Origin of the sequence: Pseudomonas sp. M47T1, from assembly GCF_000263855.1 — a bacterium.
In the GTDB taxonomy this organism is placed as follows: Bacteria; Pseudomonadota; Gammaproteobacteria; order Pseudomonadales; family Pseudomonadaceae; genus Aquipseudomonas.
Genome location: NZ_AJWX01000003.1, coordinates 101031 through 125306, shown reverse-complemented (window position 1 = coordinate 125306; position 24276 = coordinate 101031). Strand labels below are relative to the sequence as shown.

The following is a 24276-nucleotide window of genomic DNA, read 5'->3' as shown; positions in this document are numbered from 1 at the left end:
TGCGTCCATGAACAACAATAATGAAGTCACCCTTGGCGCCCCCTTGAGCGGCCCGGTACTCGCCCTGGCCCAGGTCCCCGACCCGGTGTTCGCCAGCGGCACCTTGGGCGAAGGCATCGCCATCGACCCCATCGACAATTGCCTGGTGGCACCCTGCGCCGGCGAGATCATCCACCTGGCCCACACCCTGCACGCGGTGACCCTGCGCGCCGACAACGGCGCCGAACTGCTGATGCACCTGGGCCTGGATACCGTTCAGTTGCAGGGCCAGGGTTTCACCGCCCAGGTGCAGCCCGGCATGCGCGTCAGCCCCGGGCAGCCGCTGCTGACCTTCGACATGGACCAGGTGGCGCACCGCTGCACCAGCCTGATCAGTTTGATTGTGGTCACCAACGGCGAGCATTTCTGCGCCGAGCGCCTGGCGGCCTCGCACGTGAACGCGGGTGAGCCGCTGCTGCGCATCGCCGCCCGGCACGGCCATGCACCGCGCAGCGTGCAGGTGGGCGAAGCAGTTCAAGGCGTCGCCTTCGTCGCCCACGCGGGCGGCCTGCATGCGCGTCCGGCGGCGCGCCTGCGGGAAATTGCCAAGGGCTTCGACTGCACGGCACAACTGAGCTACCACGGACACCTGGCGGACATCGACAGCCTGATGTCGGTCATGGCCCTGGGCGTGGATGAACACGCCCAGGTACAGGTGATCTGCCGTGGCCCGCAACGCGAAGCGGCGCTGGCCGCCTTGTTGCAAGGCCTGAGCACGCCGATCGCCGGTGAGCAGCCGATACCAGTGGCTGTAGCTTCCACGCTCAGCCCCCTGCCCGCCCTTGCCGCCGGCCTGCTGGCTGGCATTTGCGCGGCGCCAGGCCTGGCCAGCGGCCCCCTGGTGCGACTGGGCAGCATCACCCTGCCCGCAGACCCGGGTGGCCATGCCCCAGGCGAGCAACAACAGGCGCTGGCCACGGCACTGGCTGCGGTAACCCGCAGCCTGGAACACACCCGGGCCAAGGCCCGCCAGCGCCACGACAGCACCGAAGAAGCCATTTTCGCCGCTCACCTGGCGCTGCTGCACGACCCAGCCCTGAACCAGGCCGCCGAGGCCGCCATCACCAAAGGCAGCGCCGCCAGCCATGCCTGGAGCAACGCCATTGATGCCCAGTGCCAACTGCTTCTGGACACCGGCAAGCCACTGCTGGCCGAACGTACCAACGACTTGCGCGACCTGGGCCAACAGGTGGTGCGCGAACTGCTGGGCGATTGCGGGCGCATGCCCCTGCCCAGGGGCGCCATCGTGGTTGCCCGGGAAATCACCCCTTCGGACTTGCTCTACCTGAACAGTCAGGGCGCGGCGGGGCTGTGCATGGCTGCCGGCGGCGCCACGTCCCACGTGGCCATTCTCGCGCGGGCCAAGGCGCTGCCCTGCCTGGTGGCCATGGGCGAGGCACTGCTGGAACAGACGCTGGATGGCGCCGTGGTACTGGACGCTGACAATGGCCGGCTGGAACTGACACCGGACAGCCACCGCCTGCAACAGGTCAGCGACCAGCTTGCTGCCCACCACGCCCGACACCAGGCGCAGCAAGCCCAGGCCCATGCGCCGGCGCATACCCTGGATGGCACTACCATCGAGGTAGCCGCCAACGTCGCCGGCGCCCAGGATGCGGCCCTGGCGCATCAGGCCGGTGCCGATGGCGTGGGTTTGCTGCGCACCGAGTTTCTGTTCGCCGACCGCCACGTAGCCCCTGACGAAGAGCAACAGCTGGCCGCCTACCAGGCCGTGCTCGACGCCATGGGCGACAACCCGGTCATCATCCGGACGCTGGACGTGGGCGGCGACAAACAGTTGGACTACCTGCCGCTGCCGCCCGAAGCCAACCCGGCGCTGGGGCTGCGCGGCATTCGCATGGCCAGAGCCAACCCGGCGCTGTTCGATCAGCAATTGCGCGCCCTGTTGCGCACCCGCCAGCCGCACCGCTGTCGCCTCCTGCTGCCCATGGTGACCGAGGTGGATGAACTGTTGCAGATTCGCCAGCGCCTCACTGAACTGGCCGGCGAACTGGGCATCGACTCGCCGCCCCAGGTAGGCGTGATGATCGAAGTGCCTGCCGCCGCCTTGCTGTCCGCGCAATTGGCCGAGCACGCGGACTTCCTGTCCATCGGCACCAACGACCTGTCCCAGTACACCCTGGCCATGGACCGCGACCATGCCGGCCTGGCCGCACGCGTGGATGCCCTGCACCCGGCGGTGTTGGCGCTGATTGCCCAGGCCTGCGACGGCGCCCGCCAGCACGGCCGTTGGGTAGGCGTGTGTGGCGCCCTGGCCAGTGACCCGCTGGCCACGCCTGTGCTGATAGGGCTGGGGGTTCGCGAACTGTCGGTCAGCCCGCCACAGGTGGGCGAAATCAAGGCACGGGTGCGCAGCCTGGACCTTGCCCAGTGCCAGCGCCTGGCCCGGGAACTGTTGACGCTGCCCGGCGCCGGCGCCGTGCGCCGGGCCTGTGAGCAGTATTGGCCTTCAGCCCATTGAAAACGCCCGCCTGACCGCTGCTTCCAGGCAGCGGCTACACCCAGTTGGAATTGCCAGGGAGAGACGTCATGTATCAACACTTCATCGAAGGCCTGCAACGCCTGGGGCGCGCGCTGATGCTGCCCATCGCCATCCTGCCGATTGCCGGCCTGTTGCTGCGCCTGGGCGACACCGACCTGCTGAACATCGCCATCATCCATGACGCCGGCAACACCATCTTCGGCAACTTGGCACTGATCTTCGCCATCGGCATCGCCGTGGGTTTCGCCCGCGACAGCAATGGCACCGCCGGCGTGGCCGGTGCCATCGGCTACCTGGTGATGGTCTCCACCCTCAAGGTGCTGGACCCCAGCATCAACATGGGCATGCTCGCAGGCATCATCAGCGGCCTGGTGGCCGGTGGGCTGTACAACCGCTTCAAGGACATCCAGTTGCCCGCCTACCTGGCCTTCTTCGGCGGGCGGCGCTTCGTGCCCATTGCCACCGGCTTCGCCGCTGTGGCGCTGGGGGTACTCTTCGGGCTGATATGGCCGCCCATCCAGGATGTCATCAACCACCTGGGGCAACTGCTGTTGGCCAGCGGCAGCTTCGGTGCGTTCATCTTCGGCGTGCTGAACCGCATCCTCATCGTCACCGGCCTGCACCACATCCTCAACAACATGGTCTGGTTCGTGTTCGGCAGCTTTACCGACCCGAGCACTGGCCACGTCGTCACCGGTGACCTGGCGCGCTACTTTGCCGGCGACCCCAATGGCGGCCAGTTCATGACCGGCATGTTCCCGGTGATGATGTTTGGCCTGCCCGCTGCCTGCCTGGCCATGTACCGCAACGCGCTGCCCGAGCGGCGCAAGCTGATGGGCGGGATCTTGCTGTCCATGGCCCTGACCTCGTTCTTGACTGGGGTGACCGAGCCCATAGAGTTCGCCTTCATGTTCCTCGCCCCGCTGCTTTACGCTGTGCACGCCGTGCTGACCGGGTTGTCGATGGCCATCACCAACCTGTTGGATATCCACCTGGGCTTCACCTTTTCGGGTGGCGCCATCGACATGGCGCTGGGCTGGGGCAAGTCCACCCATGGCTGGCTGATTTTTCCGGTGGGCATCGTCTATGCGCTGATCTACTACTTTGTGTTCGACTACTGCATTCGCCGCTTCGGCCTGAAAACACCGGGCCGTGAAGACCTGGCCAGCACCCCGGTCGGCAGCCCCCGCGAGGCAAACCGCGCCACCCACTTCATCCAGGCCCTGGGCGGTGTCGCCAACGTGATCAGCGTGGGGGCGTGCACCACTCGCCTGCGCCTGCAACTGGCCAACCGCAACAAGGCCGACGACGCACGCCTCAAGGCGCTGGGTGCCATGGGCGTGGTGCGCCCCGGCCATGGCGCCAGCCTGCAAGTGGTGGTGGGGCCAATGGCCGACAGCATTGCCGACGAAATTCGCCTGGCACTGCCCGAAGGCCACACGCCCGAAGCCTTGGCGCCGGAGCCTGCCGCCCCTGCGGCAAGCGTGCCCGCCACGCAGTTGCACGCCTGGCTGCAAGCGCTGGGCGGGCGTGAAAATGTCGGCGCGTTGCAATGCGTGGCGCTGACCCGGCTGCGGGTGCAACTCAATGGCGCGCGCCTGGACACCCAGGCGCTGGCCGCCCTGGGCTGCGAAGGCATCAGCGAGTTGGACAATGGCGTGTGGCACCTGCTGGTGGGCGAACAGGCCGCAGGCCTGAGTAGCAGCCTGCGCAGCCTGCTCAAACCCAGCACGGCCTTTGCCTAAATCGGCAACTGACCGCTGAATTACGGAACGGTCCTACAGAAAGACTGGACGCATCTGAGTTCGTTCAGGCGTGCAAATGGGTAGATTCATCCCAAACGGATGAATAGCCGCCCAAATGAATAGACTGATTCGTACCTCGCTGCTGGCCTGTTCCACCCTCCTTGCCCCGCTGGCGCAGGCCGATGACACCCTGCGCTGGCTGGACCAGCAGCAGCGCGAGCGCGAAACCCTTGACCGCGAGCAACGCCTGCGCCAGTTGCAACGGGCCCTGCCCCCTGCGCCCAGCGCGCCTGGCGCCCTGGCCACGGACACCCGTTGCTGGCAACTGCCAGGCCTGCACCTGCGCGGCAACCGACTGGTTAGCGACAACAATTTGCAAGCCGCCATCAGCCCGCACGTGCGCCCCTGCATGGGCGTGAACGCCCTGCGCCAAGTGCTGACCCGCATCACCCGCGTCTACGTGGAGCGCGGCTATATTGCCGCCCGGGCTTACCCCGCGCAGCCGCCAGTGGACGGCCAACCGCTGGCGATCGTGATCGACGAAGGCTTCGTGGAAGCCATCGAGCTGGACGACGAGCAACTGCCAGTGTGGCTACAAGGCGCATTCCCCGACCTGCTCGGAAACCCCCTGCACCTGCCTGCCTTGGAACAGGGCCTGGACCAGCTCAATCGCCTGCGCAGCGTGGACGTTGAGGCGCAGATCGTCCCCGGCGACCTGGAAGGCGGCTCGCGTATTCTGCTCAGCGCGCGTAGCCACGCGTCCCCGTGGGGCGCGCGGGTGCGCTACGGCAATGGCGGCGACCTGAGCAGTGGCCGCCATGGTGCCAGCCTGGTGATCAGCCGCGACAACCCGCTGCACCTCAATGACCGGTTGCAGGTCAGCCTGTTCAGCAGCGCCGGCAACGCCCCCCACTACAGCCGCGCACTCAGTGCCTACTACAGCGTGCCTTATGGCCCCTGGACCCTGGGCGCCAGCCTGGGGCGCAGTCAGCAGGTGGCGTTTACCCCGGTGGGGCGCAAACGCTATGCCTACACCTCCGACAGCCAGGGCCTGAGCCTGGGGCGAACCCTGTGGCGCAACCAGCGCGCCTTGCTGCACGGCCAGTTGCGCCTGAACCGCAAACAGCAGCAACGCAGCTTCGACGGGCAGCGCATGGCACTGCCCGATGCCCGCCAGACCAGCGCCGGTATCGACCTGAGCCTGCTGTGGCTGGGCCGCGCAACCTGGAGCACGCAACTGGGCTACGGCCGCAGCCTGCCCTGGCTGGGCAGCGACAGCCGTGCTTTCGATCACTGGCGCCTGGGGGTAATACGTACACAGGTATGGCCCGGCAACGGCCACCAGTGGCGCTGGGACAGCAGCCTGGAAGCCCAGTACAGCCCCAAGCCGTTGCCGGCCGGCGAACAGGTGCTGTTGAGCAATTCGGCCAGCGTGCACGGCTTTCGCGACAGCAACATCGCCGCCAGCAGCGCTGCGGTGTGGCGCAACAGCGTGGCTCTGGCGTTGCCGATTAGCCCGGCCCTGCGGCTCACCCCACACGTGGCCGTGGACTATGGCCGTGGCTGGGGCACGTGGACCCACGACCGCCAGCACCCTGTCGTTGCAGGCATCAGTACCGGTGCCAGCCTGGGATGGGCTGGCGGCGAAGTGACACTCGATTATCGCCACGCCGTGGTGATCAAGGATGGCCCTCCCGCAGAACCAGGCTTCTGGAACATGGAGCTGAAACTGGACTTCTGACTCATCAATAAAAGCGATAACAACATGAATCAGCGACCTACCCGTTTTATCCTCAACCCGTTGCGCTGGGCCGTTGCCACGGCGCTGCTGACCCACTCGCTGCCCAGCCTGGCCGAAGGCATCGTGGCGTTGCCCGGCCCTGGCGGCCAGGCAGCACTGGATCGGCGCCAGGGTGTACCGGCCCTGAACGTGGTGATGCCCAATGACCAGGGCGTCTCCGAAAACCACTTCAGCCATTACAACGTCGATGCCCCTGGCCTGGTGATCAACAATTCGCTGGCACCCGGCCAGGCGCAATTGGGCCCGGCCATGGAAGCCAACCCGCACTTTCAGGGGCGCGCTGCCAGCACCATCCTGATGAACGTCTCCGGCGCCAGCCCCTCGCACATCCAGGGCCCTCAGGAAATTTTCGGTCAGCGCGCCGACTACCTGCTGGCCAACCCCAACGGCATCCTGCTCAACGGCGCCAGCTTCATCAACGCCAACCGCGCCAGCTTCCTGGTGGGTATCGCCGAACTGGAAGACGGCCGCATCGTGCGCCTGAGCGCCAGCCATGAACAGGCACTGCTGCAGGTTGGCCAGGACGGCGCCAGCAACCTTGACGGGGCGCTGGAACTGGTGACGCCCACCCTCGACGCCCAGGGCGCCCTCACCGCCCGCGATGAGCTGAACGTGGTGCTGGGCCACAACACGCTCGATGCCCGCGACCGCAGCCTGCTGCACACCGCAGCCGCAACCGCCACCGCCATTGATGCCCACCTGCTGGGCGCCATGCGCGCCGGGCGCATCCGCATTGTCAGCACCACCGAAGGCGCGGGAGTGAAAATGCCCCAGGCGCAGCTGCTCGGCCGCGACGGCGTGCACATCCAGGCCCGTGGCGATGTGCACCTGAGCGGCAGCGCCAGCCGCAACGGCGCGGTGCAGGCCAAGGATGGCGACGTATGGCTGCACAGCAGCGGCGACCTGCGCCTGAGCGCCGTGGACGTCGAAGCCCGGCATATCACCGCGAAGGCCGGCAAGGCCCTGCGCCTGGACACCCTGACGCGCGAACGCGTGGCCCGCGACCACGAACAGCGCAACCGCAAGGCCTGGTTCATCCCCACCGAGGAATACTCCAGGCGCACTACGCAAACCACCGTCCAACACCTGGCCACGCACCTTGAGGCAAGCGGCACCGTGCACCTGGAATCAGGCACCGACATGCAGTTGACTGCCGCCACCGTGAAGGCGGGCGAAAAGATGAGCATCGACACTGGCGCACGCCTGACCATAGACGCCGTGACGGACAGCAAAGAGACGTTCGAAACCGTTCGCCATCGCAAGCACCTGTGGCGCGGCGACAGCAACACCACCACCCGCGCGGACACCGCTCGCGGCAGTGACTTGAGCGCCGATACCCTGCACATCAACAGCCTGGGCGACGTGGCCATTCGCGGCAGCAAACTGCACGCCCGGGGCGACGGCATTCTGCGCACCGCCGGCAAGGCCACGATCGACAGCGTTGCGGTGAATTTCTCGAAAGACGCCCAGGACTTTCGCGGCGACCTGATCGGCGGGCACTTCTTCAGCACCACCACCGATAACAAGCACACCCACACCGCCCAGCGTGGCAGCGAACTGCGCTCGGAAAGCAACCTGCGCCTGGAGGTCACCGACACCGCCACACTCATCGGCTCTCGGCTCAGCGCTGCCGGCAAGCTTCAGGTCGACGCGGAAAAAGCCGTGCAGTTGTTGCCGGCGCTAAACACCCAGCACCGCATGACCAACGTGCAAACCCAGGGCTTTAGCGCCAAGGTCGGTGAAACCAAGGTCGCCGCCGATGGCAAGGATGGCAGCCGGCAGTATTTCGCCGATGTCGGCTACGAGCTACAGACCGAACATCAGGAACACACCCGGCAGTTGAACACGGCCAGCGAAATCAGTGCGGGCCAGATCACTATCAACAGCGAGACCCACGTGCTGGTAAAAGGCGCGCGGCTGGAGAGTGAGTCGGGCACCCAGGTCAGCGCACCACGTATCGACTTGTTGCCCAGCCGGGACGAAGAGCGCAACAGCGGGGAAACCACTCGCACCGACGTCAATCTGCGCGTCACCGGCGGCATGGATCGCGCAGGCTCGGCCTTCACCGGCGGCCGTGAGACAGGCAGTAACAGCGACATGACCGTCACTCAGGTACCCACGCAATTGAGCAGCCACGGCGACCAGTCGCTGAATGGCGTTTCCCTGGTCAACGAAGGCTCGAAGGTCAACAGCGACGGCACTACCTATTTGGCGTTCGACAACATCGAACAGCGTGCCGTGCATGACCGGCGCGAACAGACCCAGGCCAGCAGCAACAGCCGTGGTGTACTGGGCGCTACCGTGGAGTACACCGACATCACCCGCCCCATCGAGAAGGTGGTCAAGGGCGAGGAGCAGATCCGCTTTCAGCAGCAGGCCGTGGAAGACAACCTGTTTGCCCCCAGCCTGGGCGCCGACCTGATCGTCGAACACCAGCAGCGCGAAGCGCGGCAGGCCAGTGAAACCGCCGTGCCGGCCCAGGTCGGCGGCGCACAGGTGAAGGTCGAGGTCGCAGATGCGCTGGTGGACGTCGGCACCCAGTACACCGCATCGCACGGCCAGGTCGAGATCCACGCCGGCAGCCATGACCAGCAGGCCACCTACAACAGCAAGACCACCTCGTTGCGGCGACTGGACGCCGACACCCGCCTGCGGGTGGACACCAACACCGGTGCCGACCTCAACGCCAAGATCGTCGGCAGTGGCGGCTCCATCGACACGCGCGACCACAGCGTTAGCGCCGTGCCCAGCCTGATCGACGGCGCGGCTGGCATCCAGGTACAGCTGGGCACCGATGGCCGCTACGAGGGTGGCCACTTCAGTAGCAAATCGGGGGACATAGCGCTCAAGGCACCGGGCACCATCAGCCTGCCCGCCGCCACCGACCAGCAGACCACCGAACAGCGCACCCTCGACGGTTCGGCCTGGGTCAAGGGCGGCAACAGCCCGGTGCCGGGCAAGAGCATAGGTGGCAGCGCCATTGGCAAGTACCAGCGGGGGGATAGCCACGACACCCAGGCGCAGGTCGCCCGCTTCGACACCCCGGGCGCCGTGCGCATCCACGCTGGCAAACAGGTTGACTTGGAGGCACCGCGCATCGGCAGCGCCGAGCAGCCGGTGGCCAGCATCGACATCGAGGCAGGCGCCAGCACGCTGATCGACACGGCCAACGACACCCACACCGCCAACGGCCGCACCTACGGTGGCGGGTTGCAGGCCAGTGTGTCCGGCAACGGCGCCAGCGCACGCAACACCGGCGGCCTGGGCGCCAGCCTGGAACTGGGCCAGGTGGACGAAACCGGCCGTGTCGCCAAACGCAGCGAATGGCACACTTCAGGCACCGCACGGGTCGCCAGCAAGGCACGCGCCGACGAGGCGGTGGTGATCAACGGCTTGAACGTTGCTGCCGACACCCTGGCATTGAGCGCCCCTCAGGGCGGCATCGTCATGACGCCTGCGCAATCGACCCAGCAACGCAATAACAAAGCCGTAGGCGTCGGCCTGGGAGTGAACGGCGCCACTGCCACTGAAGCCGCCAAGGGCTACAACGCCGTGCACGGTCGCGCCACCCTGAACCTGGACAAGCTCGACAGCACGACCTACGCCAACAGCCAGGTGAACGTCACGCAATTGCAGATTGATAGCCGCCGCGACGCGCAGTTAACCGGCGTGCAGGTGGACGCCGAGCGCATCGGCGGTACCGTTGCCGGCGACCTGCTGGTGGCCAGCCGGCAGGACCAGGTTAATGGCTACACCGTGGGCCTGGACGCGCGGCTCAATGCCGAGAAAAACCCCCAGGGCTTGCTCAATGGTGCTGGCGCACTGGCGGGCCCGGCGGCGGGCAAGGTCAAGGACGCGATCGGCAGCGGCCTGCAAAAAGTCGACCCCGGTTTTGCCCCTACGCTGCACCTGGACGTCAACAAGGTGTCGCGCAACACCGTAGGCGCCCAGTCGGTGCTCAGTGGCCGCGAAGGTATTGCCCTGGCGGTAGAAGGCGACACCCGGCTGGACGCGGCATTGCTCAAGAGCGCCAAGGGCACGGTTGAGCTTGGCGGCAACGCGGTGAGCACCGGCACCTTGAGTGGCAGCGATCATTCGTTCGGGTTGGAGGGCAAGCTGTCACTGGTGCCCGAAGAGATGACCCAGAACCTGATCAACGCGTTCACCGGCACGCCGGACCGCACCGACCAGACCTCGGACCTGGGGCTGATACGCACCAAGGGGCATGACCGCGAGCAGACGTTGCAAGGCGAGATAAAACAAAGGGAAGGCTAACCCGCCCGTAGGAGATGCCGCCCCGCAGCTCCGAAGCGTTTGGCAAGCATTTAGAAATCCGACAGGCGCCAGACTTCGTAGGCGGGCGTTTCATAGGGGTGGCTGTGCTTGAGCGCAGCCACCACCTGTTCGATCCGCTCATCGGCCACTACAAGCTCTACCTTCCATTCCTCTACCCGCTCCAGTTGCCCGGTTTGCCCCAGGAACGGCGTTGCACCATCCATGGGTCGAAACTGGCCCTGGCCCAGGACCTGCCAGGCGCAGCTGTCATAGTCGCCAATGCGACCGCCACCGGCGGCAAACACAGCGCTTTTGACAGCCTCCACATGGCTGGGCGGGACGAAGAAGGCGAGCTTGTACACCGGCCTCAGTTCACCCAGACGCGGGCGTTGCGGAACATGCGCATCCACGCCGCGTCTTCGTTCCAGTCATCAGGGCGCCACGAGTTCTGCACGGCACGGAACACCCGTTCAGGGTGCGGCATCATGATGGTGACGCGCCCGTCGCGGCTGGTCAGGCCAGTGATCCCGCGCGGCGAACCGTTCGGGTTGGCCGGGTAGGCTTCGGTGACCTTGCCGTGGTTGTCGACGAAACGCAGTGCCACGCAACCCGACACGTCGGCTTCGATCAGCGCCTGCTCGTTGGCGAACTCCGCATGGCCTTCGCCGTGGGCGATGGCGATCGGCATGCGCGAACCGGCCATGCCCTGCAGGAACACCGAGTTGGACTTCTGTACCTCGACCATCGCCACGCGCGCTTCGAACTGCTCGGAGCGGTTGCGCACGAAGTGCGGCCAGAACTCGGTACCCGGGATCAGCTCGTGCAGGTTGGACATCATCTGGCAACCGTTGCACACGCCCAAGGTGAACGTGTCGTTGCGTTCGAAGTACTGCTGGAACGCATCGCGGGCACGGGCGTTGAACAGGGCCGACTTGGCCCAGCCTTCACCGGCACCCAGCACGTCGCCGTAGCTGAAGCCACCGCAAGCCACCAGGCCCTTGAACTCGTTCAGGTCGACGCGGCCGGCGAGGATATCGCTCATGTGCACGTCGATGGCGTTGAAGCCGGCGCGGTCGAAGGCTGCCGCCATTTCCACCTGGCCGTTGACGCCCTGCTCACGCAGCACAGCCACTTGAGGGCGAACACCGGTCTTGATGTACGGGGCGCTGATGTTGTCGTTGACGTCGAAGCCCAGCTTGACGCTAAGGCCCGGGTTGTCTTCTTCCAGCAGGGTATCGAACTCCTGATCGGCGCATTCGGCGTTGTCGCGCAGGCGCTGGATCTGGTAGCTGGTTTCAGCCCACTGGCGTTGCATCAAGCGGCGATCGCCTTCGAACAGCAGCTCGCCGTTGAAGCTGATGTTCACGTGGCCATTGTTGACCGGCTGGCCGATCACGGCCACACAGTCACCCAGGCCGGCGGCGCTGAATTGGGCGAGGATGTCGGCGGTGGCGTCCTGGCGAATCTGGATCACGGCGCCCAGCTCTTCGTTGAAGAGAATGGCGTTGATCTCGTCCTGGCTGTGGGCCAGGGTATCCAATTGCAGGTCCAGACCGCAGTGGCCGGCAAAGGCCATTTCCACTACGCTGGCCAGCAGGCCGCCGTCGGAACGGTCATGGTAGGCCAGCAGGTGGCCGTCGGCGTTCAGCCCCTGGATCACGGCGAAGAAAGCTTTCAGGTCTTCGGCATCGTCCACGTCCGGCGCGGCCTTGGCCAGCTTGGCGTGCGCCTGGGCCAGGATGGAGGCGCCCATGCGATTCTGGCCACGGCCCAGGTCGATCAGCACCAGGTCGGTAAGGCCCTTGTCCATGCGCAGTTGCGGGGTCAGGGTCTTGCGGATGTCCAGCACCGGGGCGAAGCCGGTGATGATCAGCGACATCGGCGAGGTCACGCTCTTCTCGGCGCCCTCGTCGCTCCAGCGGGTTTTCATGGACATGGAGTCCTTGCCCACCGGAATGGTGATGCCCAGCTCAGGGCACAGTTCCATGCCCACGGCTTTCACCGCGTCGTACAGACGTGCGTCTTCGCCTGGGTGGCCGGCAGCGGACATCCAGTTGGCCGACAGCTTGATGTCGGACATTTTGCCGATGGACGAAGCGGCGATGTTGGTCAGGGTCTCGCCCACTGCCATGCGCGCCGATGCCGGGGCATCGAGCAGGGCCAGCGGTGTGCGTTCGCCCATGGCCATGGCTTCACCGGTGTACACATCGAAGCTGGTGGCGGTGACGGCTACGTCGGCCACCGGTACCTGCCACGGGCCTACCATCTGGTCACGGTTGACTAGGCCAGTGATGGTGCGGTCGCCGATGGTGATCAGGAAACTCTTGCTGGCCACCGCTGGGTGGTGCAGCACGCGCTCGATGGAGTCGGCCAGGTCCAGCTGGGCCGGGTCGAAATCATCACCCAGTTCGCTTTCGCGCACAGCCGAGCGGTGCATGCGCGGGGCCTTGCCCAGCAGTACTTCCAGCGGCATGTCGACGGCGTTGTTGCCGAAGTGGCTGTCGGTCACGGTCAGTTGTGGCTCGGCAGTCGCCTCGCCTACGACCGCGAACGGGCAGCGCTCGCGCTCGCAGATGGCCTGGAAACGCTCGAAGTCGGCAGCGTCCACTGCCAGCACGTAGCGTTCCTGGGATTCGTTGCTCCAGATTTCCAGCGGGGCCATGCCCGGCTCGTCGTTGGGCACGTTGCGCAGCTCGAAACGGCCGCCGCGGCCACCGTCGTTCACCAGTTCCGGGAAGGCGTTGGACAAGCCGCCCGCACCCACGTCGTGGATGAAGCTGATCGGGTTCTTGTCCCCCAACTGCCAGCAGCGGTCGATGACTTCCTGGCAGCGGCGTTCCATTTCCGGGTTTTCGCGCTGTACCGAGGCAAAGTCCAAGTCAGCCGAGCTGGTGCCGGTGGCCATGGAGGAAGCCGCGCCGCCGCCCAGGCCGATGAGCATGGCCGGGCCGCCGAGCACGATCAGCTTGGAGCCAACGGTGATCTCGCCTTTCTGCACGTGTTCGGCACGGATGTTGCCCATGCCGCCCGCCAGCATGATCGGCTTGTGGTAACCACGTACTTCTTCACCGTGCAGGGTATCGATGGCCTGCTCAAAGGTGCGGAAGTAGCCGGTCAGTGCCGGGCGACCGAATTCGTTGTTGAACGCGGCGCCGCCCAGCGGGCCGTCGATCATGATGTCCAGCGCAGTGACGATGCGCTCGGGCTTGCCGTAGGGCTTTTCCCAAGGCTGTCCGAAGCCCGGGATGTTCAGGTTCGACACGGTGAAACCGGTCAGGCCCGCTTTCGGCTTGGCGCCACGGCCGGTAGCGCCTTCGTCGCGGATCTCGCCACCGGAGCCGGTGGAGGCGCCCGGGAATGGTGCGATGGCGGTCGGGTGGTTGTGGGTTTCCACCTTCATCAAGATGTGCACCGGCTCCTGCACCGCGCCGTATTGGCGGGTTTCAGGGTTCGGGAAGAAACGCCCGGCCACGCTGCCGACGATCACCGAGGCGTTGTCCTTGTAAGCGGACAACACGCCTTCGCTGTGCATCTGGTAGGTGTTCTTGATCATGCCGAACAGGCTTTTTTCCTGGCTCTGGCCGTCAATGTCCCAACTGGCGTTGAAGATCTTGTGGCGGCAGTGCTCGGAGTTGGCCTGGGCAAACATCATCAGTTCGATGTCGTGGGGGTTGCGCCCCAGGCCTTCGAAACTGGTCACCAGGTAGTCGATTTCGTCTTCGGCCAGGGCCAGGCCCAGCTCGACGTTGGCTTTTTCCAGCGCGCCACGGCCGCCGCCCAGCACGTCGATGGCGGTCAGCGGTTTGGGCTCGGCATGGCTGAACAGGCCGGCGGCCTCTTCCAGCTTGCTCAGCACCACCTGGGTCATGCGGTCGTGCAGCAGGCCGGCAACGACCTGCGCCTGGGCTTCGCTCAACTCGCCGGTAACATAGAAGGCAATGCCGCGTTCCAGGCGCTGGACGTTGCCCAGGCCACAGTTATGGGCAATATCGCTGGCCTTGCTCGACCATGGCGAAATGGTGCCGAAGCGCGGCATGACCAGGAACAGGCGGCCCGCAGGCTCCTGCACTGGCACGCTCGGGCCGTACTTGAGAAGACGAGCAAGGACTTGCTGCTCATCGGCGGTCAGTTCGCCAGCGACTTCGGCGAAGTGGGCAAATTCAGCGTACAAGCCACTTACAGCGGGGACTTTCTGGCTCAGTTGCTCGAGTAATTTACCGTGGCGAAAGGCAGAAAGGGCAGGAGCGCCGCGCAGGATCAACATCTTCGGGACAGCCTCAGAAAGGGGTGTGCTTAGAGGCCGTGCATTCTAGCCTAAACCGCCGCCGCAGGCACCCAAAACGGAACTGATGGCGCTGGGCGGCCACCAAAAGGCATATCCTGTCTTTTGAGTCAAATATTTCCATGTGGGCACTGGCTTGCCCGCGAGCTTTTTCGCGCCTCCAAAAGCGCGCTGGCAAGCCAGCTCGCACATCGCCCCCATCGCCTAGCAGACTCGCGCGATGCTGTCGAGATATGGCGCCCACCCGGCTTTGCGTATACTGCGCGGATGCATTCAAAGATTGCTTCACGCCCGCGATTCGCCAAATGGTTGATCGCTACCGGTCTCCTCCTGATGCTCAGCGGCTGCGTCGACAAACCCAGCACGCTTGAGAAAATCAAGGAGGATGGCGTGTTGCGCGTGATTACCCGCAACAGCCCGGCCACCTACTTCCAAGATCGCAACGGCGAAACCGGTTTCGAGTACGAATTGGTCAAGCGTTTCGCCGACGATCTCGGCGTAGAGCTCAAGATCGAGACTGCCGACAACCTCGACGATCTGTTCAACCAGGTGGGCAAACCCAACGGCCCGGTACTGGCCGCCGCCGGCCTGGTCAGCAACGATCAGCGCAAGAACCAGGTGCGTTTTTCCCATCAGTACCTGGAGGTGACCCCGCAGGTCATCTACCGCAACGGCCAATCGCGCCCCACCGACGCCGCCGATCTGGTGGGCAAAAAGATCATGGTGCTCAAGGGCAGCAGCCATGCGGCGCAACTGGCCGAGCTTAAAAAGCAGTATCCCGGCATTCAATACGAAGAATCCGACGCCGTGGAGGTTGTTGACCTACTGCGTATGGTGGACGAAGGTCAGATCGATCTGACACTGGTGGACTCCAACGAAGTCGCCATGAACCAGGTTTATTTTCCAAATGTAAGGGTGGCCTTCGACCTTGGCGATGCCCAGCAGCAACGTTGGGCCGTAGCGGCCGGCGAAGACAACAGCCTGCTCAACGAGATCAACAGCTTCCTCGACAAGGTGCAGAAGAACGGCACTCTGCAGCGCCTGAAAGACCGTTACTACGGCCATGTGGACGTGCTCGGCTATGTGGGCGCCTATACCTTTGCCCAGCACCTGCAGCAACGCCTGCCGCATTTCGAGAAACACTTCCACGCAGCGTCCAAGGACGAACAGGTGGACTGGCGCCTGCTGGCGGCCATCGGTTATCAGGAGTCCATGTGGCAGGCCGACGTGACCAGCAAGACCGGCGTGCGCGGCCTGATGATGCTGACCCAGAACACGGCCCAGGCCATGGGTGTGTCCAACCGCCTGGACCCCAAGCAGAGCATCGAGGGCGGCGCCAAGTACTTCGCCTACGTGCGCGACCAACTCGACGACAAGATCACCGAGCCGGACCGCACCTGGTTCGCCCTGGCGGCCTACAACGTGGGCAGCGGCCATCTGGAAGACGCCCGCACACTGGCCAGGAACGAGGGGCTGGACCCCAACAAATGGCTGGACGTGAAGAAAATGCTGCCGCGCCTGGCGCAGAAGCAGTGGTACAGCAAGACTCGCTACGGCTATGCGCGCGGTGGTGAGCCGGTGCATTTCGTGGCCAACATCCGCCGTTACTACGACATCCTCACATGGGTGACGCAGCCGCAGATGGAAGGCGGCCAGGTGGCCGAGAGCAACCTGCATGTGCCAGGGGTCAACAAGGACAAGCCGGCGCAGGACAATCCTTCCCTCTGATTTGCCCGTGACGCAGTTGGCGCCGCTGCTGCAACGTCACGCACTTGTGTAGCAGCGGCCGTCAGGACGCGTCAGGCGGCCAACGCAATCTGCCATCAGCCCTTGGCGCGGCGGCCCTTGAAGAACTCGCTCAATATCGCCCCGCACTCCTCGGCCAGCACTCCGCCCTCGATCAACACCCGATGGTTGAGAAAGCCTTGGGCAAAGAACTGCCCCTGGCTTTGCGCCACGCCCGCCTTGGGCTCCAGCGCCCCGAACACCACGCGATTGATACGCGAATGCACGATAAGCCCTGCGCACATACTGCACGGCTCAAGCGTCACATAGAGCGTGCTGCCCGGCAGCCGGTAATTGCTGACCGCCTGGGCCGCATGACGGATAGCGACCATTTCCGCATGGGCGCTGGGGTCGCTGCCGCTGATAGGGCAGTTGAAACCACGGCCGACGATCTCGCCGCCCTGCACCAGCACCGCGCCCACCGGCACCTCGCCCAATGCCGCACCTTGGGCCGCCAAGGCCAGGGCCTCGCGCATGAAGTACTGGTCGCGGCTGCGATCAATAATCTGTGGCTGACGCATTCACACCACCTCGATCGCGGCCATCAGGCCGGTTTCCATGTGGTCCACCACATGGCAATGAAACATCCACACCCCCGGATTGTCGGCCACCAGCGCCACCCGGGCACGCTCGTGCTTGCCCAGCAGGTAGGTGTCGGTGAAATACGGCTCAAGGGTATGACGGCTCGAAGCAATCACCTTGAAGGTCATGCCGTGCAGGTGAATCGGATGCTGGTACTGGGTCATGTTCTTCAATTCGAAAATATAGCTTTTGCCCCGGGCCAGCCGGGCGATGGGTCGGTCGGCGCAAGTCTTGTCGTTGATGTCCCAGGCCTTGCCGTTGATCTGCCACAGGCTGGGTGGCTGGCCATTATCGCCGCCAACCGACGTGGAGCCTACCCATTCGACATTGAAGGTGAGTTTTTCTGCGTTGCCCAGGTTCGGTTCGGCCACCGGGTTGGCAGGTAAACCAGGCGGCCAGTCGCCGGCCATGCCTTCTCCGGCTACCGCACGCAAGGTACCCAGGCGCACCGAACCATCGCGCAACGCCACTTCCTCGCCGGCCGCCGGCATGCGTACCGCCAGGCACATGCGCATGCCCGGCCCCAGCCAGTACTCCTTGCCCAGCGGGCGCGGCTGAATGGGGTTACCGTCCAGCGCATAAATTCGCGAATCATCGGCGCCCCGAAGGTTGAGGCGGTAGGTCACGGTATTGTCGACATTGAGCAGGCGCACCCGCACCACCTGCCCGGCCGGCGCCTCGATCACCGCCTGGGGCACGCCATTGACGGTGGATAAACGCCCCGCCGTGCCCACCCGCGCCGCTTCTCGCGCCACGCTGAACGGCAGGAAGCCCCCCTGCTCGTCCACATGCCAGGTCTTCAGGCTCAGCGTCCGCTCATGGGCGAAACCGGTAGGCTCGCGCTCCTCGACGATCAGCGGCCCCACCAGGCCCCTGCCCAACTGCTCGGCACTGGCGACATGGGGGTGGTACCAGAAGCTGCCGGCGTCGGGCACGCGAAAGCGATAATCGAAATACTCGCCCGGCAACACCGGCAGTTGCGAGACATAGGGCACGCCGTCCATTTCCAGCGGCAGGCGAATGCCGTGCCAGTGAAGGGTGGTGGGCACGGGCAAATGGTTGATGAAACGCACGCGCAGCCAATCACCCTGCCGCGCGCGCAGCTCCATGCCTGGCACTGAGCCACCGAAGGCCCAGGCAGGCGTGGTTCGATCGCTGACCAGCTCCACGTCCAGCGGCGCGGCGATCAATTGGTAATCGTGCCCTTTGCCGGCCTGGCTGCGCCCCAGCCAATAGCGAGCAGCGCCTGCGCCACCGGCTCCCACCATTGCCAGGCCGGCCAGGCCAACAAAAATTTGCCGACGGGTGAAGGACATGGTCGCGGGCACCTTAGGGGGTCTTGAGTAAAAGGCCCGCCACCATACACCCGCAACCGGGGGAATTTGCCCTGCGAAACATTTTGCCAAACAGTTGCAATGCCTTCTCAAGCCTGGTGCCCTTGGGGTGGTGCATTTCCATGACTCGTCGCACCAGCACTGGCCCACACCTCACGTTCTTGCACGGCAAGGAAGCCCACCATGCCCCCCCACAGACCATCAGACGCTAATCCACATCGCCCGCGAACTGATCACACGCCCTCGCCAGCGCAAGCGCCTCAAGCGTTCACCACCGCATACATTTACGTCCACACCAGGAATATTTCCATGAAGCCATAAAAAAATGGTCCAGCCCCGTCGCGCTAACTATGCACCGCACGCCGAACAGGATCCGACCCACACTGGCTGCCCACGCTCAGACAAGGACGTCAGCCATGACCCAAGACACACCACAACCCACCGCCGCCGACCGCCAGCACCTGATTGACATCGCTGCACGCCTGGCCAACAACCTGCCCGATATGCGCCAGAAGGCCAGGGACACCGCCAACCTGATCCTCAAACGCCACACCGGCGCCTACGGCGAGCCCGACCACATCTGGTGGCATCGCTGGGATTCGGCCAATAGCACGCCACGTTCCTTCACCGGCTGGGAGCACTGGGGCAAGCCCATCGAGTCCATGACGTTTCCGCAACTGGTGATGGCCCGCTTCAAGGCTACCGACCAAGACAATGCCGACCTGCTGCACCAAATGGGCGGGTTCTATACCCGGGGCCCCAATGAGCGGGTGTACAACGAAAAAAACGAAGTGCGGCTTGAGCCTCAGGACGTGCTCAATGACTTCTGGGGGCTGAACTTTGCCTCTGAGTTTTCCGATGAGATGGTCCGGTTCTGGACCACCCACCGTGATGATTTCCGCATCATGGCCAAGGCCAATTTCATTTCAAAAGCCCTGGAGGACCGCGAAGCCAGGCGCATTTCCGACCGCCAGTTCAAGATACTGCTCAAGGCGGTGGCCGGCGACGTGCCCTGGCCCATTAGCCTGAGGTCCTTGCGCAATCAAATCCGTCCCTCCCCACACCTGAAGGTGTACCCCTTCGCAGTGGGCGGCTGCGTGGCCACCGACATCCTGCGCATCGTCGACCTGGATGGCTGGCAATACCTGTACATGCCCGGTGCGGTCAATACCTTCCACGCCTTTGAAACCCGGGAGGACCTGTACTGGTGGGTAATGCAGGAAACCAACATGGCCGCAAATCGTGCTCGTTTCATGAGCCATTGGCCCGTGATCGACAACGACAACAATGCCCTGCATGACAAGTTCGACCAACTGTTCCACAACTGGGGGCGCGACACCTCGACGCTGATAGACCCCCACCAGCAGCCCCTGCAGCAAGACCCCTTCGCCTTCCTGGCCGATTCTGCCGAACGGCGCATGCACGCGGACCTGGCCTTGCTGGGGCACACCAATGACGAACTGCGCAAGCAGATGTGGGTGGGCTACCTGCGCGCCTTCGGCCAGACCTTTGGCGGCATGGCGGCGCTGGATTGGCCCATAGCCTTGGCCGTGATCGGCGCCGGCATCGCAGAACTGGGCTTGCACATCGACGAAGCCATCAACGGCCACACCACCGCCAAGCGCAAGGAAGCGGTGATTGCCGCGATCGGTAGCGCGGTCGACGTGCTGTTCAACGCCACATTTTTTTGGCCAAGCCTGGACGAAGGCCTGGGTAGCGAGTTTCACGTGGCCCAGACACGCTTCACGGTGGACGACATTCAGCCACACTTGCCCGCTCCCTTGGCACCGAGGGAAACCGCCCAGTGGCTGGCACGACTGGAAACCAATGAAGTGTTGGACGGTTTCGCCGCCGGCAAGGTGGGCAAGATGCGCGGAGTCCATCTGAATGAAGCAGGCCAGCCGCACATCGACTTGGAGGGAATCGCCTATCAGGTCGGTTGGGTCAAGGATCAAAACCACTGGGCCATTGTCGACCCGGCCAACCCGTATTCCTTCTATGGCAGCGTGCCGGTGCGCCTCAATGCCGATGAACTGTGGGAGCCGGTTGGCAGCATTGGCCTCAAGGGCGGTGGCAAATTCTTCGGTAGTAAGCCCTGGGGTAACCCGGTGGCAGGCCCCAGCACCGCCCTGACTCCCACGTTCCGCTACGACCTGCCGCCGGCGCTCAGGGAGGGCTTGCAGGATGCGGCCATGGGCCACGAAGACAAGCTGCTCAGTGGCGAACGTGACAACATTTTCAAACCGGGGCAAACCAGCGACAAATACATGGAGTTTCGCGCACTGCGTGAGCGCCTTCGCGCCGATGCAGAGGATTTCATTGCCAACCCCGCCCTACCCGCACGCCCGCAGCTCCCGCAACTTGCGCCGCACGCTCGACAACCGGCGATAATCACAGGTATCTACGCCCAGACCGATGGCATGGTGATCGGTGAAGCCCACTCCAGCGTCGCCAGCAAGAAATTCCTCATCGACAACATGGAGCTGCTGGCCAGGCAAAAGGTGCGCACGCTGTTCCTGGAACACTTGCTCACCGATTTTCATCAGGTTCACCTGGACGCGTTCGCCCGCACCGGCAAGATGCCCGCTGAGCTGGAGCTGTATCTGGACAGCCTGGACAAGGGGTTCCACACCGACTTCCAAGGGCGCTACACCTTCATGGAACTGGTGAAGACCGCCCACAACAACCACATCCGCGTGCAAGCGCTGGACTGCATGGTCAGCTACCGACAAGCAGGCCTGCATGACGCCAACCATAACCTGCGACAAAAAATGATGAACTACTTCGCCCACACAGTGATTGCGTCCGACCTCAACATCCGTGGCAAGGCCAGGTGGGTAGCACTGGTAGGCAACACGCACGCCAATACATACAACGGGGTAGCAGGCATGGCCGAGCTGGAGGGCGCGATAGGCCTGCGTATCGATGACGTGCGCATGCCTAGCCAACACGGCCTTGAGGTGGACCCGGGCGCGCACCTGCCCGGCGCACCGGGTCAGCCCGACGGTTTTGTCAAAAGCGACCTGCACTACGCGCTGTCCACGCTTTACAAGGCCAACGACCTGGAACAGGAGCTACCGCGCCCCGGCATGTTCACCCTTGACCATGTCAGTACCAAGAAAGTGCTGGTGCACCGCGCAGGGAATGGTGAGCTGGTGTACACGCCGATCAGGAAGGACGGCAATTTCATCTACATCGAGCGCCCGAAATGGACCACCGTACACAACCGGCGCTTCGACAATACCCGTGAGTTGATTACCGCGCTGAGCCTGATGGGCATGAAGAACGTCGGGTGAGCACCCGAAGCGCTTGTTCAAAGCCTCGATGCGGTCTTTGGTAAGGTTGCGGCCGCGACCGCTCAGAATCTCGAAACCAGCGATTTACGCGCGACCTCCGGCAGGCCCGGCACCCCGAGATGAGGCTGTTCGATGACCCACCCTTTGTCCCGATAGAAGAAACTGTCCAGCGGCTGTTGCTGTCAGCGTTTGATCGTGGCCCCGTTAAGCGCCAGCGCCGAGTGGAGGCACGCCGGAGGGCGGCCTGATATTGGCAATGGGTGGTGCCCATAAAAAACCGCCTGGAACCGAAGTGCCAGGCGGTCTTTTTATTCAGCCAATCGACCGTGACGGCGAAGCATCATTCCCACTCTATTATCGATAGAATATTAAATCACAATTAGATTAACTACTTATAAATAAATCAATTCAGACACCAGGAAATATACCATTCAGTGTATGAATGATGCTCGCATGTCTGCAAATCACAAACGCCGGTCGATTGGCAAGGCTCATGATCACCCTTCAACGTCCGATAGCCCAAGCACATGTCGGGCTGGCAATTCGAGCTGAAATTCAGTTAGTGTTCTGACCTGAATTTTTGAAAAGCAGGGAGCTAAGCATGTCATTTGATGCATTTATGAAGGTTGATGAGGTTGAGGGTGAGTCGCTGGACGATGATCACAAAGGTTGGATTGAGCTGCTTTCCTATCACTACGACGCCATGCAGTCCATCAATCAGACAGCCAGTTCCAGTGGTGGCGCTTCCGCTGGAGGTGTTTCCCTCGGGGATTTTCAGATCAGCAAGTACATTGATCGCGCCACCCCTAAGCTATTTGAGCTTTGCTGCAGAGGCTCGCATATCAAAACCGTGACGATTCGAGTCCATCGTGCGGGAACTGAAAAATTCAAGTATTTGGACATCGTGCTTGAAGAGGTGCTGATCGCATTGGTCAGCGGACAGGGTGCAGAACAATCCGGCTTCCCTGTCGAAGTTGTAACGCTGAATTACGGGCGCATTAAATTCGAATACACGCAGCAAAGACGTTCAGATGGCGGCAGTGCCGGTATCGTCTCGGGCGGTTGGGACCGGACCGCTAAAAAGCCTTTTGCGTAAGGAAACGCGTCATGTCTGACTTTGAGGATGGAGATTTTCGCGTTGCCCTCAGCTTCGCACAACTAGCTGCTATCTTAACGCAAGAGTCGCTTACGCCTGCGGAGATAAGGTCAAATCGTATATTTGGAAGCCTTCGGCTGGTCGGCGGAATCATTGAGCTTGCTGGTTCTGGCGTATTATGTGCATTACCTGAGCCAACGATGATTTCAAAAGTCGGGTGCGTGGCCATGGGCGTTCATGCATCTGACCAGCTTTCGGCAGCTACCACGCAAATCGTTACGGGCAGGCAAACCGATTCATATGCATTCAAAGCCGGGGCAACTGTTGCAGAGGTATTGGGGGCTTCAAGAACAACTGGTCAGGTAATTGGCTTGGCCACCGAATTTGCGGTTCCTCTTACCACTGCTTCGCTTTATAACGCTTTTCGAGCTTCATCAGTAAGAGCAGGACGCATATCCGTTATTACCAGTGAAAAACCACTTCAAGCGCCTAAAAAACTGGGCGGCGGGCATACAATTTTAAAGCACGTCGATAAAAATATAGAAAATTTGAAAACACGATTTGCATCAAAAAAAGTTCAAGTCTCATCTACATTTTATGATCTAGAAACGGCAGAATGGGCGGTAAGCCAAGTCCTACAAAGAAACAGACTTAAAATATTAATGCAATCTAAAGCCAGGCTTATCCTTAAAGAAAAGCGAATTGAGCTTTCGACAACTTTGGAAAAACCAATTGGCTGGGGTATAAAAAGAGAAGCGCCCAACACTACAATAAACATGTCAAAAGTAACAGTAGTGATTAAATTTGTTGAGTACAACCATATGCCATACTTCATAGTAACTGCCTTTCCATCAATATGAGACTAGAGTTATGGCATACGGGTTAATAATTGACTTCATTTATGATGTGGGTGAGGGTGTCGGGGAGTTCCTACCAGATGATGAGAAGGCGCAGTTTACGCCTTTGAGCCTGGACCAAATAGTTAAGAGCTACATTGATGAACGCAACCTGCTTAATGTCTTCTTCCTAAAGAGACAAATCAAAAGATATATCAAAAATCACATGACCTCGGAAGGTTTGGAATATGTAGACCCCCCGTTCGGGCAAGAAACATCTTTCGTTGAAGATTATTTTGATGGAGATCTGCATGTATTTTTAACGAATGTTGTAAGTTTGCTTGATAAAGAATACGAAGTCCGCGTACAAAACTTTTTATCAAAATTTACAAGGGAGGGTTGAGAAAGTGTTCCATACCGGCAATTCAGCTCCTGACCACATCTGCAAAATTAACACTCCATACCATGCCGGCATTACTAATTCCGAACATGGTATCGAGGCACTTCTCTGCTGATACCAACCATGCGCACCATGAAAAACGACATTGATGACCTAGTAAGCATCACTATCTAGTTTTATTTTTCACAAAAAATCAAATAGATGACAATAATCCCTACTCCACTCTATTATCAATCAACCGTATCAACCCAATAGAATAACGGCGAAAATGCCATGCCCCTGACCAATACCATGAAATATAC

At 62.4% G+C, this 24276-nt stretch carries 13 protein-coding genes; 9 read left to right on the top strand and 4 right to left on the bottom strand.

What is annotated here, in order from left to right:
- The first annotated feature begins 7 nt into the window (after positions 1-7).
- The 4 genes from ptsP to PMM47T1_RS04420 all read left to right on the top strand — a co-directional run bounded on the left by ptsP (position 8) and on the right by PMM47T1_RS04420 (position 10363).
- Positions 8-2521 carry a phosphoenolpyruvate--protein phosphotransferase gene (gene ptsP, locus PMM47T1_RS04435; protein ID WP_008366173.1) on the top strand — a complete coding sequence of 838 codons (2514 nt, stop codon included), beginning with the start codon at positions 8-10 and terminating at the stop codon, positions 2519-2521.
- A 68-nt stretch (positions 2522-2589) separates the two neighbouring features.
- A complete protein-coding gene (nagE, locus tag PMM47T1_RS04430) occupies positions 2590-4287 on the top strand; it encodes an N-acetylglucosamine-specific PTS transporter subunit IIBC (protein ID WP_008366172.1) in 1698 nt (565 codons plus the stop codon).
- 115 nt (positions 4288-4402) lie between these two features.
- Positions 4403-6028 (top strand): ShlB/FhaC/HecB family hemolysin secretion/activation protein, encoded by a 1626-nt coding sequence (locus tag PMM47T1_RS04425; protein WP_008366170.1) that lies wholly within the window; start codon positions 4403-4405, stop codon positions 6026-6028.
- 24 nt (positions 6029-6052) lie between these two features.
- Positions 6053-10363 carry a hemagglutinin repeat-containing protein gene (locus tag PMM47T1_RS04420; protein WP_008366169.1) on the top strand — a complete coding sequence of 1437 codons (4311 nt, stop codon included), beginning with the start codon at positions 6053-6055 and terminating at the stop codon, positions 10361-10363.
- 50 nt (positions 10364-10413) lie between these two features.
- Here the strand turns inward: PMM47T1_RS04420 and cutA are convergent, their stop codons facing one another.
- A complete protein-coding gene (gene cutA, locus PMM47T1_RS04415; RefSeq protein WP_008366167.1) occupies positions 10414-10725 on the bottom strand; it encodes a Nif3-like dinuclear metal center hexameric protein in 312 nt (103 codons plus the stop codon).
- A 5-nt stretch (positions 10726-10730) separates the two neighbouring features.
- Positions 10731-14627: a phosphoribosylformylglycinamidine synthase gene (purL, locus tag PMM47T1_RS04410; RefSeq protein WP_008366165.1), complete on the bottom strand. Its 3897-nt coding sequence runs from the start codon at positions 14625-14627 to the stop codon at positions 10731-10733.
- Between the two features lie 285 nt (positions 14628-14912).
- Here purL and mltF point away from each other — a divergent pair, with 285 nt between their 5' ends.
- A complete protein-coding gene (gene mltF / locus PMM47T1_RS04405) occupies positions 14913-16373 on the top strand; it encodes a membrane-bound lytic murein transglycosylase MltF (RefSeq protein WP_008366164.1) in 1461 nt (486 codons plus the stop codon).
- A 95-nt stretch (positions 16374-16468) separates the two neighbouring features.
- Here mltF and tadA read toward each other — a convergent pair whose 3' ends face one another.
- A complete protein-coding gene (gene tadA / locus PMM47T1_RS04400; RefSeq protein ID WP_008366163.1) occupies positions 16469-16951 on the bottom strand; it encodes a tRNA adenosine(34) deaminase TadA in 483 nt (160 codons plus the stop codon).
- Positions 16952-18328, bottom strand: coding sequence for a multicopper oxidase family protein (locus tag PMM47T1_RS04395; protein WP_008366162.1), 1377 nt, complete (start codon positions 18326-18328; stop codon positions 16952-16954). It lies immediately after the preceding gene.
- 434 nt (positions 18329-18762) lie between these two features.
- On the opposite strand from PMM47T1_RS04395, the gene PMM47T1_RS04390 reads away from it, so the two are divergent.
- The 4 genes from PMM47T1_RS04390 to PMM47T1_RS04380 all read left to right on the top strand — a co-directional run bounded on the left by PMM47T1_RS04390 (position 18763) and on the right by PMM47T1_RS04380 (position 23977).
- On the top strand, positions 18763-21642 hold the full coding sequence (locus tag PMM47T1_RS04390) for a membrane-targeted effector domain-containing toxin (RefSeq protein ID WP_008366161.1): 2880 nt from the start codon (positions 18763-18765) through the stop codon (positions 21640-21642).
- 601 nt (positions 21643-22243) lie between these two features.
- Complete coding sequence (locus PMM47T1_RS04385) at positions 22244-22738, top strand: Hcp family type VI secretion system effector (RefSeq protein ID WP_008366160.1); 495 nt, start codon at positions 22244-22246, stop codon at positions 22736-22738.
- Positions 22739-22749: 11 nt separating this feature from the next.
- Entirely contained in the window at positions 22750-23598 is an 849-nt protein-coding gene (locus tag PMM47T1_RS28855) for an RNase A-like domain-containing protein (RefSeq protein WP_081492614.1), read from the top strand.
- 10 nt (positions 23599-23608) lie between these two features.
- Positions 23609-23977 carry a hypothetical protein gene (locus tag PMM47T1_RS04380; RefSeq protein WP_008366159.1) on the top strand — a complete coding sequence of 123 codons (369 nt, stop codon included), beginning with the start codon at positions 23609-23611 and terminating at the stop codon, positions 23975-23977.
- The last annotated feature ends 299 nt before the right edge of the window (positions 23978-24276 follow it).

Excerpts from the sequence above, each read along its gene's own strand:
- ptsP (WP_008366173.1), top strand. The coding sequence starts at position 8 with ATGAACAACAATAATGAAGTCACCCTTGGCGCCCCCTTGAGCGGCCCG.
- nagE (WP_008366172.1), top strand. The coding sequence starts at position 2,590 with ATGTATCAACACTTCATCGAAGGCCTGCAACGCCTGGGGCGCGCGCTG.
- PMM47T1_RS04425 (WP_008366170.1), top strand. The coding sequence starts at position 4,403 with ATGAATAGACTGATTCGTACCTCGCTGCTGGCCTGTTCCACCCTCCTT.
- PMM47T1_RS04420 (WP_008366169.1), top strand. The coding sequence starts at position 6,053 with ATGAATCAGCGACCTACCCGTTTTATCCTCAACCCGTTGCGCTGGGCC.
- purL (WP_008366165.1), bottom strand. The coding sequence starts at position 14,627 with ATGTTGATCCTGCGCGGCGCTCCTGCCCTTTCTGCCTTTCGCCACGGT.
- mltF (WP_008366164.1), top strand. The coding sequence starts at position 14,913 with ATGCATTCAAAGATTGCTTCACGCCCGCGATTCGCCAAATGGTTGATC.
- tadA (WP_008366163.1), bottom strand. The coding sequence starts at position 16,951 with ATGCGTCAGCCACAGATTATTGATCGCAGCCGCGACCAGTACTTCATG.
- PMM47T1_RS04395 (WP_008366162.1), bottom strand. The coding sequence starts at position 18,328 with ATGTCCTTCACCCGTCGGCAAATTTTTGTTGGCCTGGCCGGCCTGGCA.
- PMM47T1_RS04390 (WP_008366161.1), top strand. The coding sequence starts at position 18,763 with ATGACCCAAGACACACCACAACCCACCGCCGCCGACCGCCAGCACCTG.
- PMM47T1_RS04385 (WP_008366160.1), top strand. The coding sequence starts at position 22,244 with ATGTCATTTGATGCATTTATGAAGGTTGATGAGGTTGAGGGTGAGTCG.
- PMM47T1_RS28855 (WP_081492614.1), top strand. The coding sequence starts at position 22,750 with ATGTCTGACTTTGAGGATGGAGATTTTCGCGTTGCCCTCAGCTTCGCA.
- PMM47T1_RS04380 (WP_008366159.1), top strand. The coding sequence starts at position 23,609 with ATGGCATACGGGTTAATAATTGACTTCATTTATGATGTGGGTGAGGGT.